15 protein-coding genes and 1 riboswitch are annotated in these 18,215 nt (G+C 41.5%); of the genes, 5 read left to right on the top strand and 10 right to left on the bottom strand.

The window, feature by feature from the left end:
- Positions 1-35 precede the first annotated feature (35 nt).
- From rssA to CPC19_RS08130, 7 genes are all read right to left on the bottom strand, one after another.
- Entirely contained in the window at positions 36-938 is a 903-nt protein-coding gene (gene rssA, locus CPC19_RS08100; protein ID WP_020162062.1) for a patatin-like phospholipase RssA, read from the bottom strand.
- Between the two features lie 46 nt (positions 939-984).
- Entirely contained in the window at positions 985-1,443 is a 459-nt protein-coding gene (locus tag CPC19_RS08105) for a DMT family transporter (RefSeq protein WP_016389476.1), read from the bottom strand.
- 63 nt (positions 1,444-1,506) lie between these two features.
- Complete coding sequence (locus CPC19_RS08110; RefSeq protein WP_016389478.1) at positions 1,507-3,033, bottom strand: AbgT family transporter; 1,527 nt, start codon at positions 3,031-3,033, stop codon at positions 1,507-1,509.
- Positions 3,034-3,069: 36 nt separating this feature from the next.
- Positions 3,070-3,987 carry a lysophospholipid acyltransferase family protein gene (locus CPC19_RS08115; RefSeq protein ID WP_015005737.1) on the bottom strand — a complete coding sequence of 306 codons (918 nt, stop codon included), beginning with the start codon at positions 3,985-3,987 and terminating at the stop codon, positions 3,070-3,072.
- Between the two features lie 46 nt (positions 3,988-4,033).
- Positions 4,034-4,276 (bottom strand): hypothetical protein, encoded by a 243-nt coding sequence (locus CPC19_RS08120; RefSeq protein WP_016389481.1) that lies wholly within the window; start codon positions 4,274-4,276, stop codon positions 4,034-4,036.
- A 21-nt stretch (positions 4,277-4,297) separates the two neighbouring features.
- Entirely contained in the window at positions 4,298-4,576 is a 279-nt protein-coding gene (locus CPC19_RS08125) for a peptidylprolyl isomerase (RefSeq protein ID WP_016389483.1), read from the bottom strand.
- Complete coding sequence (locus CPC19_RS08130) at positions 4,577-5,395, bottom strand: DMT family transporter (RefSeq protein WP_240183329.1); 819 nt, start codon at positions 5,393-5,395, stop codon at positions 4,577-4,579.
- A 258-nt stretch (positions 5,396-5,653) separates the two neighbouring features.
- On the opposite strand from CPC19_RS08130, the gene CPC19_RS08135 reads away from it, so the two are divergent.
- The gene (locus CPC19_RS08135; protein ID WP_016389488.1) at positions 5,654-6,310 is read left to right on the top strand and encodes a glutathione S-transferase; all 657 of its coding nucleotides are present in this window, start codon (positions 5,654-5,656) and stop codon (positions 6,308-6,310) included.
- On the opposite strand, the gene dmeF is transcribed toward CPC19_RS08135, so the two are convergent.
- Positions 6,307-7,230, bottom strand: coding sequence for a CDF family Co(II)/Ni(II) efflux transporter DmeF (gene dmeF / locus CPC19_RS08140; protein ID WP_096910749.1), 924 nt, complete (start codon positions 7,228-7,230; stop codon positions 6,307-6,309). The genes CPC19_RS08135 and dmeF overlap by 4 nt on opposite strands.
- 190 nt (positions 7,231-7,420) lie before the next feature.
- A complete protein-coding gene (metE, locus tag CPC19_RS08145; protein ID WP_035850403.1) occupies positions 7,421-9,712 on the bottom strand; it encodes a 5-methyltetrahydropteroyltriglutamate--homocysteine S-methyltransferase in 2,292 nt (763 codons plus the stop codon).
- Between the two features lie 97 nt (positions 9,713-9,809).
- Here metE and CPC19_RS08150 point away from each other — a divergent pair, with 97 nt between their 5' ends.
- The 3 genes from CPC19_RS08150 (at position 9,810) to CPC19_RS08160 (ending at position 14,915) form a co-directional block, all read left to right on the top strand.
- The gene (locus CPC19_RS08150; RefSeq protein ID WP_015005730.1) at positions 9,810-10,706 is read left to right on the top strand and encodes a LysR family transcriptional regulator; all 897 of its coding nucleotides are present in this window, start codon (positions 9,810-9,812) and stop codon (positions 10,704-10,706) included.
- A 31-nt stretch (positions 10,707-10,737) separates the two neighbouring features.
- A riboswitch (cobalamin riboswitch) is annotated at positions 10,738-10,877 on the top strand.
- A 100-nt stretch (positions 10,878-10,977) separates the two neighbouring features.
- Positions 10,978-13,770, top strand: a complete 2,793-nt coding sequence (locus tag CPC19_RS08155; RefSeq protein ID WP_015005729.1) for a ribonucleoside-diphosphate reductase subunit alpha — start codon at positions 10,978-10,980, stop codon at positions 13,768-13,770.
- 35 nt (positions 13,771-13,805) lie between these two features.
- Entirely contained in the window at positions 13,806-14,915 is a 1,110-nt protein-coding gene (locus tag CPC19_RS08160; RefSeq protein WP_015005728.1) for a ribonucleotide-diphosphate reductase subunit beta, read from the top strand.
- Between the two features lie 111 nt (positions 14,916-15,026).
- Here the strand turns inward: CPC19_RS08160 and CPC19_RS08165 are convergent, their stop codons facing one another.
- Entirely contained in the window at positions 15,027-15,695 is a 669-nt protein-coding gene (locus tag CPC19_RS08165) for a DUF502 domain-containing protein (RefSeq protein ID WP_232228571.1), read from the bottom strand.
- A gap of 2 nt (positions 15,696-15,697) precedes the next feature.
- Between CPC19_RS08165 and CPC19_RS08170 the strand changes: the two genes are divergently transcribed.
- Entirely contained in the window at positions 15,698-18,112 is a 2,415-nt protein-coding gene (locus tag CPC19_RS08170) for a fatty acid cis/trans isomerase (RefSeq protein ID WP_016389496.1), read from the top strand.
- The last annotated feature ends 103 nt before the right edge of the window (positions 18,113-18,215 follow it).

Below are 18,215 nucleotides of genomic sequence, written 5' to 3' on the forward strand. Positions count from 1 at the left end.
CCCTCTTATTATTATTTTTAGATACCAATATTTTTTTATTTACCCACAGTACATTGTATCTCTTGCATCATCCGCTCGACACAGTCCATCCCTTCATCTATTGCCTCTTGTGCCCTATAAAACTCCAACAAACCCATTTGTGATAACTTAGGCGTCAGGATAATATCTGGGGGGTCTCCTGCCATACGGCTTCGGGTAATTCGGTCTTGGGTAATATTAACTGAGCCAGCAATCGCCTCAAATAAACTAGGCGTCTGTTCTTGGTTTCTATCAAATGAAAAAATTGAATCGGTATATTCAGCGACTAAATTGGTGAGCTTATCGACCACTTTTCCGGATGGTTTAATGGTTTTCTCTTGTTTTCCTATATGCTTACCGACAATGTCTCCATTTAAATTTACTGCAATCACTACATCCGCGCCTAAGGCTCGACAAGTAGAAACAGGCACAGGGTTCACTAAGCCTCCATCGACCAGCCATTTATTGTCATGCTGTATCGCTGGGAACAAACCCGGTAACGAAATAGAAGCCCACACAGCCTCTAACACTGACCCTTCAGACAGCCATATTTCTCTCCCCGTCTTAAGGTCTGTCGCTACACTGGCATAGTCCTTGTCAAATTCTTCAATGAGTGCTTTATCTGAAGCAACATATTGACTTAGAAAATGATGCAACCGATCTTTATTAACAAACCCATTAAATGAACGATTAATCTCAAAGAATTTAACTGTATTAAGCTTAGATAACGAAAGCGCCCACTGCTCCAGATCATCTAAATGACCCGATACATAGGATGCGCCTACTAGTGAACCTATTGATGTTCCACAAACGATATCTGGTTCTATGCCCTGTTTAATCAGCGCTTTAATAACCCCAATATGTGACCAGCCACGAGAGGCCCCACTTCCTAATGCCAACCCTATTTTCATGTCTGCCACTTAACCTCTCCTGAGACGTTTAATTCAGCTCATTAAAGTCTTTTAATTAAAAACGCTTTACTACCAAAAAAACGCCTGTCGCCATAAATAACAAGCCTACAAAACGTTGCATAGTAATTGAATACTGAAGTGAGCTTAATAAACCAAAATGATCAATCACAGTCATTGAAATAAGCTGACCTAACAACACAAAACACACAGCATTACCAATGCCAAATTTAGGGCCTATATAGGTAATACCTAATGTGTAAAAAATAATAAATACACCGCCCAAATAATACTGTATTGGTATTGATGCATCAGGTAATCCACTAGGTAGGCCTTCTACAACAAACAAATAAACACCTGCAATCACAAAACCAACTACAAATAATATAACCGCTGCTAACGCTGGGCTTTGTAACCTTGCGCCTAAACCGCCACTTAGCGCACCCATGATAGGAATGCCTACCCCCGCCAAAAACATCACTGCAGCGTAGATAAAATTTTGACCAACTATATTCACTTCTTATTCCCCTTTATTATATTTATTGATACTGATAGTAATGTGCACCACGATCCCTGTTCACTAGGGTATGGCTAAAAACAATGAGGCTCCTGGGCCTAATGGAATACCCAACATTAACCATAGACTTAACAATAACCCCCAACTTAATAAAAAGGCTACTGAGTAAGGTAGCATCAGCGTCATGATTGTCCCCACACCAACCTTATCATCATAGCGTTTCATAAAAGCAAACACTAAAGCAAAATAAGGCATCAATGGTGTAATGATATTAGTAGAGCTATCCCCAACACGGTAAGCCGCCTGTACAACCTCTGGTGCTACTCCCATCAACATAAACATCGGAATAAAAACAGGTGCCATGATGGCCCATTTAGCTGATGCGCTACCAATAAATAAATTTGCAAATGTGCAAAAAAAGATAAAACCTAACATTAATGGAACAGCGCCCAAGCCACTGTTTTTTAGAGCATCAGCACCATTAATGGCAAGAATTAACCCCAAATTAGTCCAATTAAAATAATTAACAAATTGGGCTGCAAAAAACATCAAAACGATATAAGTAGCCATTATTTCCATGCTTTTTTCCATGCTCCTAATCACATCGACATGGGTTTTAAAACAGCCAGACAATTTGCCATATGTTATCCCCATAAGAGCGGCACTTAAAGCAATTAAGGCAATCAGACCAGACATAAATGGTGACTTAATAATACCGCCTGTTACAGGGTCTCTTAACAACCCTTGATCAGGGATTAGCCCCCATAAAATACCCACGACAATAACCAGCCCAACTACAAAGGCCCCTTTTAAACCTTTTTGTTCTTCGCTTGTTAACACCGTTTTTAAATCACCTTGTTCTGCACCACGGTATTCGCCTAACATCGGGCTAATAAAACGCTCGGTTACCCACGTCGCCACTACAGAGATCAGCAGCGTAGAAACAACGATAAAATAGTAGTTTGCAGTAGCGGTTACGTCATAATTCGAGTCGATCAAGCGCGCAGCTTCTGTGCTTATACCACCGAGAATAGCATCGAATGGGCCAACTAATAAGTTCGCACTAAATCCCCCAGAAACACCAGCAAAGCAGGCCGCAATGCCCGCTAATGGGTGCCGTCCTGCGGCTAAAAATATAACGCCCGCCATTGGTATCATCACTACATAACCAGAGTCCACTGCAATACTAGATAGCACCCCCGCCAACACAACAATAAACGTTAAAAACTTTGTCGGCGCCTTCATCACCATTAAACGCAAAGCGGTTTGAATTAAACCCGATCGTTCGGCGATACCTAATCCAAGCATTGCGACTAATACAGGACCAACGGGGGCAAAAGTCATAAAATTTGAAACCATTTTGCCCAGTATTTGATGCAAACCAGCCGCATTAAACAGGTTTACTACGCTAATTTGTTCACCGTTAACAGGGTGTATAGCCGACAAACCAAGATAATGGCCTATCCATGACACCCCTATCACTAAAAAACATAAGTAAATAAACAACATCGTTGGGTGAGGTAAGGTATTACCCCACGCCTCAACTCTACGTAACAATCGTTGCGATAATCGGCGTTTAGCTTGTTGCATAGCTGCTCGTTATTTTAGTGATGATAATCCTAATCTTCATTTATAAAAACCAGGTTCGCCCTTAGGCCGAGTTTTAAAGCGCTTATGCATCCATAAATAGTCTGCCGGATGTAAACGTATTTTTTCTTCTAACCAATCCGTCCAGCGCTGCGTATCCGCTACATCATCACCCGTCGGGTAATTCTCTAAAACAGGTTCAAACTCAATTACAGAACCTTTTTCACCATCTCGATATGCGCTAAGTAACATCACTTGCGCATTCGTCTGTTGGGCATATTGTGGAATAGTGGTAATCGTCGCTGTTGGAATACCAAAAAAAGAGACGAATGCGCCACGACTGACACCAAAATCTTGGTCTGGTGCAATAAAAACCGTCCCGTTATCAGCCAATTTTTCTAGCATTTTACGAATATCTTTACGATGGAATAAGGTTATCGGGTATTTCCCAGCACCCCTTTGATACAAATTTGCTTCCATTACTGGATTATTCATACGCCTATAAATCACGTCAAAGGGGGCCAAGGTACTCAGTTTACTAATGGCGTGAAAAAGTGGCGTAAAGTGCCCAATGACTAACAAAAGAGGTCTGTCTGCACGCAACGCCTGTTCTAGATATTCTTCACCAACAACCTTAATGTTAGCGGTCATATCAGCGGGTGGCCGCCAAATTATATTAAACAAATCAAATAACATTAAGGCTGATGACTTGATATTAGCGCGAACAAGTTCCTCTCGATAAGCATCTGTTTCATTAGCAAAACAGCGGTCAATATTTCGTCGAATAGTGCTAATGCGACGATTTTCTTTACTCGCCAGCCTATTCGCAATCCATTTTGACAAGCTAAACTGCCAAGACCTCGGAAGAATAGCCATACATCGGCTCACTCCAACCGCTAACCACGCTGGCCAATATTTAGGATGCAGGTAACTTAATTTAAATTTTTGAGTTGCCATGAGTGACCCTCTTTTTTTATTAAAACTATCAGCCAGTGCGATTTTTTTATTTCATATTAACCATCTGCAATAAAGATTCAAGCGGGCTTTGATCAATATTCCATTGCTCAAATAAACTAAACAACTGCTTAATAGAATCAAACTCTACAGTTTCATTGTCCAACTCTAATAAGAAGTGAGTATGCATATCATCAAGGTTTTTATATGACAAGACACCGCTCAATTGCGCCACCAGCTCAACATTTTTTCCCTCGCTCAACTGCTGAGGTTTACTAAATAATATTTTCATAATCTGACAGTTTTCTGATCATTAAGTCCGGTAAATGGTTTCAATAAGATGATAGCCAAACTTCGTTTTAACGGGGCCATGAACAGTTAACAATGCTTTTTTAAAAACAACATTATCAAATGCTTTTAGCATCTTACCTGGGCTAAACTCACCAAGATCCCCGCCTTTTTTTGCTGAAGGACACTGTGAGTGCTTTTTAGCTAAATTTGCAAAATCAGCGCCACCAGCCAACTGTTTTTTCAGTCTCTCGGCCTCTTCCTTAGTTTTAACCAATATATGTCGTGCACATGCTTTTGCCATTTATATTTCCTTAACTTTTTCTTTCCAAGTGAGATTGAGGTATGCGCCTATGATAATCAAACCCGCCCCCAATAAGGTATTTAGACTTGGATATTCTTGATAAAAAAGCATACCTAATAACATCGCAAAAACAACTTGTAAGTAACCAAAGCTTGTAGCACGGCCGGCAGATTCAGTGCGCATACTTTTCGTTAGACCTACCTGACCTACTTGGGTTGCAACCCCAATGGCTAGTAGGTAAAACCATTCAATACCTACTGGTATGACAAAGTCGCCCCATAGCAAAATCAGACTAGCCGGTAAGGAAATTAACGGAAAATACATCACGATCACTAAGGGGTGCTCTGTTTTCCCCAAGGCTCGAACTAAGGTATAGGCAACGGCACTGCCAAACGCACCGGCGATAGCAATCATCACCGTAAAAAAATCAAAATCAACCGTAGTTGAAGAGAACAGAACGTCCGGTTGCACTATAATCAATACGCCGAAAAAACTTAAAACAATACATACCAGCGTGCCAACTCTTAACGCCTCTTTTAAAAAAAACAGTGCTAATAACGCAGTAAACATAGGATGCAGATACTGTAAAACCATTGCTTCGGCTAAGGGCAAATGGGTAATTGCATAAAACACACAAATAAGGGCAGCAAAACCAATTAAGCCGCGTGCCGCCAACAAGCCTTTACGTGTACCCAATACTGCGATTCCTTCTCGCCTTAGCCCTAGGTAACTGATGACCAATGAAATGAGCGAGCGCGCAGCAACTATTTCTAAAACAGGAATCCCGTGATCACCAACTAATTTTACAAACAATGCCATGATGCTGAATGCAAAAGCACTGAGTATCATGTAGCGAATACCTAGAGGGATAGATAGAAAAGCGTTGATGGTTATCTCCGAAGTGCATATGTAAAAAAACTTGAATCCGCATTTTACAGTGTTTAACGCAGTCTTTTCTGATGCTGAGGTATTTATTAAACCTCATTAGATCAAAACTATGTGACACTCACAACTTGACGCTACAATCACCCTTATACTCAAGACATTTCCATTACATTCAAAACAACGACCTCTTTTATGCCCTCTTTACCAACGCTTTATTCATTACGTCAGTGCCCTTATGCGATGCGAGCACGAATGGGTTTATTAATGGCTCAACAAGTCGTTACTTTGCGTGAAGTGAACATGAAAAAAAAGCCTGAAGAGATGCTATCTGTTTCAGCAAAAGCAACCGTTCCCGTACTGGTCTTAAATGATGGCTTAGTCATCGATCAAAGTATCGATATTATGCTTTGGGCCTTAAATAAAAATGACCCTAGTAACTTACTTTATAAGCACCAAGCCAGCATGCTAGAGGATATGCTTAAGTTCATTGAACATAACGATATCACCTTCGTAGACTCACTTAAAAAATATAAAGCGGCCTCTCGATATCACGACAAAGAGAAAAACACTTACCGCGGGCACTGTGAAGAATACGTTAAACAACTTGAGCAGCGACTTAACCGACATGAGTTCATCATGGGCGATAACCCCAGCTTAGTCGACTATGCGATTTTACCCTTTATCAGGCAATTCTCTCGTGTTGAACGGCAATGGTATCTACAAGCGCCTTACCCCGCTCTACAGCGATGGTTAACAGCCCAATACCAACAAGCTGTTTTTACAAAGGCAATGGTCAAGCACGAACCTTGGACAGAAAATCAAGCAACCGTTGTATTCGGTAAAGTTTAAATTTCGCAAACCTCATCAGCGCATTCATATACCTCAACGGTAATATGAGAAAGTTGCTGAAAGCCCGCTAATAGATCTTTATAGTGTTCTGTCGGCTTCGGGTCATGTGTGACCAAAGAAATAATTGCGGCATAATGATTTGCACTGACTTTCCAGATATGAATATCTGAAACACGGTTATCGGCGTCTTTTTCAATGCTGTCTTTAATGGCAAGCCTATATTTCTCATCAACACTGCCATCCAGTAAAATAGGGCTCGTCTGCTTTAATAAGCCATAAGACCAGCGAGTAATAATTACTGCCCCTACTATACCCATCATTGGATCAAGCCAATTAAGACCAAAATACTTGCCAGATAGCAATGCTACAATAGCGAGTAATGATGTTAATGCATCGGCGAGAACATGCATATAAGCCGCTTCTAAATTGTGGTCATGACCATGGTCATGAGCGTCGCCATGATGATGGTCTTCTTTAAGTAAAAAAGCACTAATAAAATTTACCAGAAGGCCAATAACTGCCACACCAATCGCCGCATTAAATTGTATCACTTGAGGATCAATCAAGCGTTGAATAGAGTCAATCACCATCACAAATGCTACAACAGCCAAGGCAACGGCACTGGCAAAACCACCTAGCACACCGACTTTACCAGTACCAAACGTGTAAGCCTTATTTTTTGCATGCCTACGTGCATAACGATAGGCATATATAGTAATTAAAAAGGCTGCTACGTGAGTGGCCATATGCCAGCCATCAGCTAACAACGCCATTGAGCCAAACACAGTACCAGCCACTATTTCTGCGACCATGGTAATAGCGGTCAATATCAACACATATTGTGTGCGCCGTTCTCCACGTTCATTTTTCAACGAGAAATCATGACTGTGTTTTAAATGATCTAACGTGCGTTCGTGCATACAGTCCCTCATATTTTTGACTTAATCAATGGCGTATTAAAACAAAAATCAATGCCAGCCTTAAACCATTAAGACTAGCACCGACCTTCTCATATTTTAAACGTCCTATGTTTTTCAAACCATGACTATTTGTTCCGGCACAACCCGATTAGGTGATGTAACACACAAATCCTATGAAAACACTGCTCCCTTACTCAACCACTGTAACCGACTGCCTTAATTGCTTAGCGGCTGTGACCATATTGCGTAACGCTTGTTGCACTTCTGGCCAAGCACGTGTTTTTAAGCCACAATCTGGGTTCACCCACAGTCTCTCCAATGGAATCCGCCTTGCTGCCTGCTGCATTAAATATTCTATCTGCTCAATTTTTGGAACATTTGGCGAGTGGATATCATACACTCCAGGACCAATTTCATTTGGGTATTGAAACTGTTCAAAAGCATCTAATAATTTCATGTCTGATCGTGAGGTTTCAATGGTAATCACATCAGCATCCATGTCACTGACAGAACTCATAATGTCATTAAAGTTTGAATAACACATGTGAGTATGAATCTGTGTCTCATTTTTCACCCCTGAGGTGGTAATACAAAAAGCCTCAATAGCCCTGTTTAAGTATTCTGACCATTGTTTTTTTCGCAATGGTAAGCCTTCTCTTAAAGCCGCTTCATCTATTTGAATAATGCGAATACCTGCTTTTTCTAGATCCAGTACCTCATCTCTTATTGCTAAGGCTATTTGTTGGCATGTAGTCGCACGGTCTTGATCATCTCTAACAAACGACCAATTCAAAATAGTCACCGGCCCAGTCAACATGCCTTTAACCGGCTTATCGGTTAACGATTGTGCATAGCTAGCCCAATTCACAGTCATTGCTTGAGGTCTAGACACATCCCCATAAATAATCGGCGGTTTAACACAACGCGAGCCATATGATTGCACCCAACCGTTTTGTGTAAAGGCAAAACCCTGTAGTTGTTCGCCAAAATACTCCACCATGTCGTTTCTTTCTGGCTCACCATGCACCAACACATCCAAGCCTAGCGCTTCTTGCTTGGCAATGACATCAGCAATCTCTTGTTGCATGACTGATTGGTAGTCTGCCTGAGAAAGCTCACCCTGTTTGTAACGTCGCCTGTTTGATCTAATATCGGTGGTTTGTGGAAACGAGCCAATGGTCGTCGTTGGGAAATTAGGTAGGCGCAAATGCTGCTGTTGAAGTTTAATCCGCTCGTTAAAATCTAAGCCTCGCTTTAAGCTTAAGCTTTTCACATTCTCTAAACATCGCTGAACGTCTTTATTATGCACCAGCGAAGAATTTTCTCTATTGCTAATCGCTTCCCTATTACGTGAAAACTCATCGCTTGATAAACAGTTATTATCTAACACCGCGGCTTTTACCAACTGTAACTCGGTAAGTTTTTCTGTGGCAAAAGATAACCAAGATTTAATATCATCCGATAATGACGTTTCAAACGCCAAATTAACAGGCACATGCAGTAAAGAGCAAGAAGGTGCCAGCCATAACTCGCCAGCCCAATGTTGTTGAATAGCTTGTGTCACGCTGACTGTCGCGCCCAAATTGTTTTTCCAAACATTTCGGCCATCAATAATACCGACTGACAACACCTTATAACTGGGCAACCAGTCAATCAGTTGTTGGACTTGTTCGGGGCTTCTAATCGCATCGATGTGCAGCCCTGCCACGGGCAAATCGCAAACAAGCTTTAAATTGTCAGCTAACTCGCCAAAGTAGCTTGCCACCAATAACTTTAGATCGCCTCGTTGTAATTTATGGTAGGCCTGTTCAAAGGCTAACTTCCATTGATCAGGCAAATCGAGGACTAAAATAGGCTCATCAATTTGTACCCATTCGACACCCAGATCAGATAAACGATTTAATATCTCACCATAAGCTGCCAGCAGTTGATCGAGCACGTTTAACTTATCGAACTCCTCGCCCTCTGCCTTGCCAAGCCAAAGAAAACTCAGCGGGCCTAAAATAACGGGTTTAACACGATGGCCTAATTGAAGCGCTTCATTTACCTCATCAAACAACTTTTCAGTGGATAGCTTAAACGACTGCTCGGGCTGAAATTCGGGCACGATATAGTGATAATTCGTATCAAACCATTTAGTCATTTCGCAAGCGCTAACATCACCACCATCAACAGAACGGCCACGCGCCATCCGAAAGTACGTGTCAATATCCACTGCACCACCATCATGCTTAAATCGTTCAGGTATACAGCCTAGTAAGGCGCTCATATCTAGCACATGGTCATACCACGAAAAATCACCCACGGGTATAAGGTCTAAGCCCGAGTCAGCTTGAGTTTGCCAGTTGTTCTTTCTTAATTGTTGGCCATTATTAAACAAATCTTGCGAATCTATCTCTCCTTGCCAATACGACTCTAATGATTTTTTTAACTCTCTTTGCGCGCCAATACGTGGAAAACCTAAATTATGTGTACGAATCATCTTTAACCTCATTATTTTTATGTTGCGAGAAGTATCCAGCAAGCATAGAATTGAATCAATCTCATAATTTTCACCATTAAGTTGAAATAAATTCACCATGATCTTAGAAATTCGACACCTCAGGGCCATTTACACCATTGCCCGCAGTAAAAACCTTAATCAAGCCGCACAAAAGCTTCATCTGACACCATCGGCCTTATCACACCAAATAAAAACAATTGAGAACCACTTTGAAACGACGCTGTTTTTCCGCCAACACAAGCCCCTCGGGCTTACTGATGCGGGGCAACGCTTATTAGATCTAGCTGAGCGAGTATTACCGTTGGTTGAAAACACCGAGCATGAGCTTAAACAAATTGCTAATGGCAAAGCAGGAAGGCTTTTTATTACCATTGAATGTCATGCCTGTTTTGAATGGTTATTACCAACCTTAGAGCAATACCGCAAGCAATGGCCAGACATCCATATTGATATCAAACTCGGTATGAGTTTTAATCCGCTACCGGCGCTGAGTCGTGGTGAAATTGACTTAGTTATTAGTACCGACCCAGTTGATAAACCAGGTCTTTCATTCTTAACGCTGTTTCCGTATCAAGCCTTGTTAGTGATGAATGATCAGCATCCATTGAAAGATAAAGCCTTCATTAACGCAGAAGACTTAGCCGAGCAAACGCTTATTACCTACCCAGTTGAGCGTAGTCGCCTTGATGTATTTAGACACTACCTAGACCCTGCCAATGTAGAACCCGCGCAAGTTCGTCAGGTTGAGTTAACCACAATGATGATGCAATTAATTGCCGTTGGCCAAGGGGTGGCTGCCCTACCCGACTGGTTATTGGATGCGCCAACAACAGCACAGTCATTAATTGGAAAACCACTGGGCGCTAAGGGCATGCATGGGATGTTACATGCTGCTTGCCGTGACCAAGATATTGAAACACCTTATATCAGTGCCTTTATTGAATTAGCACGGGGGTTCAAAAATAAAAAATAACAAGCACTTGTAAATACATTAATTTTACATTATCTTGCTAGCCAAGAAACATTTAAGCACTATATATAGTATTTGAGGGGAATCTGGTTAGAATCCAGAACTGTCGCGCAACGGTGTTGTGAATCTTATATTCACTCAGTCCGATTACCTCTATTTTTTGCCAAGCCTCGCGTTAAGGATTGTAATCAGTGATGTATCAGCCCCGTATTGATATCACTTTTTCCCATTGTTGCCTCGAGGTTTGCCTAATAATCAACCTGAGGATTTAACAATGAACGATCTTTCTGTCGCTTTAACAACAGATCATCCAGCAGCTGCGCAAGCTGTCAACTATCAAGTTATTCGCCGCAACGGGCAACTAACCCAATTCGATGTTAATAAAATTTATATTGCCATCAGTAAAGCCTTATTGGCGGTAGAAGGTGAACATACACAACAATCTAGTCATATTCACGATCTTGCCACTCAACTAAGCAGCCAAGTACAACAGGCTATTGTTAGGCATCTATCGATAAGTGACACCATTCATATCGAAAGCATACAAGACCAAGTGGAATTAGCACTGATGCGCGCCGACTTACATAAGGTAGCCCGTGCCTATGTTTTGTATCGTGAACAACGATCCGCTGAACGCTCTGCCGAAGAAACAGCTGAACAATCCAGTTGGCAAATTCGCATCCAGCAAGTTGACCAGTCACTTCAGGCCTTTAATGAAGAATCGCTGAGCAACTTAATATCAGAGTGCGCAGAAGGGCTTAATGATATTTCAGTCGAACGAGTAATCAACGAAATTAAAAATAACCTTTTTGATGAAATGCCCGAGTCCGCCTTCCAACAAGCCATTGTTATGGGTGCCAGAGGCTTGATTGACACAGACCCCGACTATAGCCAATTGGCAGCAAGGTTGCTGCTTAATAATTTACGCACCGAGGCATTAAGTTTTACTCACCAACAAACCACCAGCCGAAGCCAAGCTGAGATGCTCGCCGACTATCCTGAGTATTTCAAAGCTTATATCAACAAAGCCGTTTCATTAAACTTATTAGATGAAGAATTATCAAGATTCGACCTAGATAAGCTAGCCGAGGCGCTACAAAGTGAGCGTGATTTTAATTTTAGTTACCTTGGTTTACAAACACTCTACGACCGTTATTTCATTCACACAAAAGACACCCGTTTTGAGTTACCACAAGCCTTTTTTATGCGCGTAGCAATGGGCTTAGCAATTAATGAGGTTGAGCGAGAAGAACGAGCGATTGAGTTTTATCAATTACTCTCATCTTTTGACTTTATGAGTTCGACACCAACCTTATTTAATGCGGGCACACCAAGGCCACAACTGTCCAGCTGCTACCTCACCACCGTTAAGGATGATTTGGCCGATATTTACTCATCTTTCAGAGATAACGCCTTACTCTCTAAATATGCCGGTGGGCTAGGCAATGATTGGACGCAAGTTCGTGCCTTAGGCGCTGAGATCAAAGGAACCAATGGCCAATCTCAAGGAGTGATTCCCTTTTTAAAAGTCGCCAATGACACCGCGGTTGCGGTTAATCAAGGTGGCAAACGTAAAGGGGCTGTTTGTGCCTACCTTGAAACATGGCATATTGATATTGAAGCCTTTTTAGAGCTTCGAAAAAACACCGGTGATGAGCGCCGCCGAACCCACGATATGAATACCGCCAACTGGATCCCTGATCTATTTATGCAACGCGTTATCGAACAAGATGATTGGACTCTTTTTTCACCCGACGAAGTGCCCCACCTTCATGCCTTAACTGGTGAAGCCTTTAAAAAGGCGTACCAGCTTTGCGAGCAGAAAGCTCAGCAAGGCGAGATAAAATTACATAAAACCATCAAAGCAGTAGATCTTTGGCGAAAAATGCTGGGCATGTTATTTGAAACCGGTCACCCTTGGATTACCTTTAAAGACCCTTGTAACATTCGCTATACCAATCAGCATGTCGGTGTTGTTAACAGCTCGAATCTTTGTACCGAAATCACCTTACATACCAGTGAGCAAGAAATTGCTGTTTGCAATTTGGGTTCTATCAATCTACCCGCCCATCTACAGGGTAACGAACTGGATCTTGTACATTTAGAAAAAACAATTACCACCGCCATGCGAATGCTCGATAACGTGATTGATTACAATTATTACAGTGTCCCGCAAGCGCGCAACTCAAACTTAAAGCATCGCCCAGTTGGCCTGGGCATAATGGGCTTTCAAGACAGTTTACAACAATTAAAAATACCCTACAGCAGTGAACAAGCGGTTGAGTTTGCTGATAAATCAATGGAGTTAATCAGCTATTACGCCATTAGCGCCTCCTGTAAGTTAGCCGCTGAACGGGGTTCCTACCCTAGTTTCAAAGGCTCTTTATGGAGCAAAGGCATTTTACCGATTGACTCATTAAAAACGCTGGCTGAGCTGCGTGGCCAGTATTTACAAGTTGACCAAAGTCAAACCCTAGACTGGGACAGCTTACGCCAGCAAGTAATGAACACAGGTATGCGAAATAGTAACTGTTTGGCGATTGCACCAACGGCCACGATCTCAAATATTTGCGGCGTTTCGCAATCTATCGAGCCAACCTATCAAAACATGTTTGTTAAATCTAATCTGTCTGGTGAGTTTACTGTTATCAATACTCATTTAGTGGCTGATCTCAAAGAGCTTGGCCTGTGGGATGAGGTCATGATTAATGACTTAAAGTACTACGACGGTTCTGTGCAACACATTGAACGTGTACCTGAAGCACTTAAAGCCCTTTATGCAACAGCATTTGAAATAGATTCGCGCTGGCTCATTGAAGCGGCTGGGCGGCGACAAAAATGGCTTGATCAATCACAAAGTCTCAACCTTTATATGGCTGAAGCATCAGGCCAAAAACTCGATAGTCTCTACATGCTCGCTTGGGCAAGAGGCCTAAAGTGTACCTATTATTTGCGCTCCATAGGGGCGACCCATATGGAACAAAATGATAATCATAACGACGCGACGTCCGAACAAGCACCGCAGGTCTGCTCTATCTTAGACCCTGATTGTGATGCCTGCCAGTAGGCCATCACCTAACATGTAAATTAAGAGGAATTATGATGCTAAATTGGAATGATCCATTTGCGAAAAACTCAAGCAAAGAAAACACATCAAGCAACAAACCCACTGTCAACCAAGCGCAAGCTGCTACGTCTTCACGGCCAGCTAACTCGCCAATTAACCCAGAAGATAAACGGGTAATTAATGGCATGGCTGACATTAACCAACTGGCCCCCTTTAAATATCACTGGGCATGGAATTACTTTATCAATGCGAATAAAAATCATTGGACACCGTTAGATGTCAATATGACTCAAGATATTCATGATTATCAACATAAACTAACGCCCGAAGAGCGCCATGTTTATGAAAATGTTTTAGCTTACCTGACCACCTCGGACATTCTCGCCATGAGAAATATCGGATTGGCGGTGATGGAAAAGATGAGTGCGCCCGAGCTACAAATTTATCAGGCTCGACAAGTGTATGAAGAAGCTATGCACACATGGACCTACCAACATTGCATAGAAACCATTGGGCTTGACCAATCGGAGATTTACAACCGCTATCGCGTTGTGCCGCAAATACATCATAAAATTCAATTGTGTAATCAACGGCTGGGCTCAATTATGCGCCCCGACATTGATTTAACGAATAAAGATGAACTGCAAAACTTTGTCATGGCGTATTTCTTTTTTGCTGCCATTTTTGAAGGAACTTGGTTTTATAACGGCTTTAGCCCCATTTTTGCCTTACAACGGCGTGGTTTAATGAAGGGAACTGCCGAGCAACTTCAATATATTATGCGCGATGAAGTCATGCACTGCTCTTTTGGTCTGCGCGTTATCAAACAAATTTTAATTGAAGAAAATATCCAGTTAGACCCACAGGCAGTACAAGCACTTTGGGAGGAAGCTGAAGCCGCCGAGCTTGACTATGCCAACTACCTGCTAGAGAAGCCCATTTTAGGCTACAACAAAGCTGACCATATTGAGCAGTTTCGCTTTATTGCCAACCGACGCTCACGCACCTTGGCATTAAAAGAGCCCTTTCCAGGCGCAAAAAACACCCTAGCATGGTTAGATGAGCAAGCTAATTTGCGTAAAGAAAAAAACTTCTTTGAAACACGCGTGACCGAATATCAAACTGGTGGTGCATTAAATTGGTAAATTAAAAATCGTCTTATAAAGGTGTTATCAATAAAAGGTTTGCCGACAATGATAGTTGCGGCAAACCTTCACCCTTAGATAAAAACACACTTGATTGATGCTTTTTATAAACTATGGAGCTGTTTTCTTTTTAGACAAGCCGGCTGTCAATACTTGGCGCATAGCATCTTCTACAGACATATCGATAAGCTGAATATTCTCTTTTGATATATACACAGTAAACCCGCCTATTTGGTAGCTCATGGGTAGATAGACGGCCACTTTATCATCAGGCATATCAACACCAGGAAGCTCACCTGCCTCACTGACCATAAACCCGATTAATTGCATATTATTAATGCTAACCATCACCACTTTTTTAAGCTCTTTTTGCTCGCCTGATGGTGAAAAATAGTGCATAAAGTCGCGAAGTGCGCCATACACTGACTTTATCAATGGAATTCTTTCTAACAGTTTCTCACCAAGTCCAAATACCCACTTAAAGATCCAAGCGTTAACCAATAAACCGACACAAAACAAAAAGCAAATACCGACTAACAAACCGATGCCGGGCACGTAATATTGCTCGGGGATAATGAACATAATTAAAGGACTCACCGTTTTTTCTATTGTCGTCACCAGCCAATAAAAAAAGTACAACGTTAACAATGCAGGAAAAACAGCAACACTGCCTTTCAGTAATATCGTCCATAATTTTTTCATAATTAAATTTTCAGTCAGCGATTGTCGAGTAAACTTGTTGGTCTTTAAGGTAATCAACATTATGTAGTAATTTTTCACTCATGCATACAAACACCATTCGTAACAAAAACCTGAACTTTATGGTTTTCTTTTCACTCGTTTTAGTTATTGCAGCCTGTGAAAAAGACAATAGAACGGCCCCAAGGGTTATCGGCAAACATCAAACCTTCGATTACCACAGCGACATTAAACCTATTCTTGAAAAGAAATGTATTGCTTGTCATGCTTGTTATGACGCTCCTTGTCAACTAAAAATGCAGTCACCTGATGGCCTTGAGCGTGGAGCAACAAAGCAATCGGTGTACGATGCTACCCGTTTAAATGATGCCAGCCCTACTCGATTATCAATCGATGCTCAAAGTGCAAAAGAATGGCGAGAAAAAGGCTTTTTTTCTGTGTTAGAAAAACGTCTACAACACGGGGGAGAGAATAATAATCAGCCCTTGTTTAAAAACATGATTGATTTAGCCTTACAAAACCCGCTAACACCTAATCAGCCGATCCCAAAAAATATTCAACTTGGCTTAAAACGAGAGAATACCTGCCCTGCTCCCGGAGAGTTTTCTGACTACGCAAAAAACAACCCACATGGAGGAATGCCCCTAGCTGTTGCCGGTCTAAATGAAAACGAGGCACAGACCTTAAGCACTTGGCTGAGTGAGGGCGCTAAAATCGTCACAAAGAACATCGATATTTCACCAGAACATCAGGCAATGATTGTCCAGTGGGAAACTTGGTTAAACAGTAACGATAAACGTACAGCATTGGTAGCACGCTATTTATATGAACACCTTTTCTTAGGCCATTTATATTTCGATCAAGTCAACCAATCTGCCGGTAACTCACCCAACGCAGGCATACAGTTTTATTCACTGGTGAGATCTTATACTCCCAGCGGTCAAAAAATTATGCCTGTTAATACAGCAAGGCCGTTTGACGATGTAAATCAGGCTTTTTATTATCGTTTAAAAGCTATCGAAGAAACCATTGTGCATAAAACCCATATTCCATATAGGTTTGATCAACAACGCTTAAAACACTTTAAACAATTATTCCTGACTCCTGGGTGGTCAGTCGACAAACTTCCCGGCTATTCTTATTTAGAAAGGTCAAACCCTTTTATCACTTATCAGGCTATTCCAGCAAAAGCCCGTTACCGTTTTCTACTAGATAACGCCGAATTTTTTATACGCAACTTTATTCGCGGCCCAGTCTGCCGAGGGCAAATAGCAACCAATGTTATCCGTGACCAATTTTGGGTTATGTTTGAAAACCCAAAACATGAGGTCTACACCAATAACCCTGATTACCAACATGCAATGAATCCTTACTTAGGGCTGCCAGGTGAAAAAACATCCTTACTGGATTTTGGTAGCCAATGGATGAAATATGAGACCAAACGAAACCAATACATAGGTCAGCGTCAACTCACCTATCAAAAAATATTTCCACAAGGTGCAACCAAGGAACATATATGGAATGGGGAACAGGTCAATGACAATGCTTTCCTTACCGTGTTTCGCCACCACGATAACGCTTCTGTTACAAAGGGATGGAAGGGAGAATTACCATTAACCACGTGGCTAATGGATTATCCCTTACTCGAAAGAACCTATTATGAATTAGTAGTCAGTTTTAATGTGTTTGGTAACGCTTCTCATCAAACACAAACTCGGCTCTATTTTGATTTAATTCGTAATAGTTCAGAAGTTAATTTCTTACGCTTAATGCCTGCTGATTACCGAGAACCACTGTATAAAAAATGGTACCCAACCTTCGCCAATATTAAAACCGAGTTTACCTATCATGATATAGATATAGATTCGCCGGTAGCCATTAACTACGAGACAAAAGAGCCTTACTCAGAATTACTTACGTCACAACTAAATGACTACCCAGCATTAACCAAAGCAAAAGATAGTATTAACCGCTGTGATGCTGAATGTCATGAAGCAGCCAGCCTTAAAAAAGAAACGTTCGAACATCAAGGTACTCAAATAAACCAGTTACTCTCTAAGCTTGCCAGCACCCCTGCTTCGCAATTAAAGGCAATCAACTGGTTACCAGAAATCAGCTTTATTAAAATTGAACAGCTAGACGGTCAGTTTTTGTCTTACAGCATGTTAAAAAACCGTCGTCACAGTAGTGTCTCCTTTATTTTAGGTGAATCTTTAAGGCACCAAGATCAGCAAGATACCTTAGCTATTTTCCCTGAATTAATTGGCAGCTACCCTAACCTAATGTTTGTTATTAGCATCAAAGAGCTAAATGATTTTGTTTTTGCCTTATCTCAAGCAGACACCCCTGAGGCATTTGATACCGTGATTAATAAATGGGGTATTCGACGCATGAATCCAAATTTCTGGAACGTTTTGCATGATTTCACCACATCACTTAATACTAAGCGGCCATTAGAATCAGGAATATATGACATAAATCGTTATGGTCGATGGTAGGTATTAAGAATGCCTACCTAAAAATAGCCTGGCGCTCTTTTTACCTGAAAAATAAAAACATATCATTGTTTTTAAAGAGCACCCAAGCTCACTATCTGCATAC

It is taken from the genome of Cycloclasticus sp. PY97N (assembly GCF_002443175.1).
GTDB classification, from domain to species: domain Bacteria; phylum Pseudomonadota; class Gammaproteobacteria; order Methylococcales; family Cycloclasticaceae; genus Cycloclasticus; species Cycloclasticus pugetii.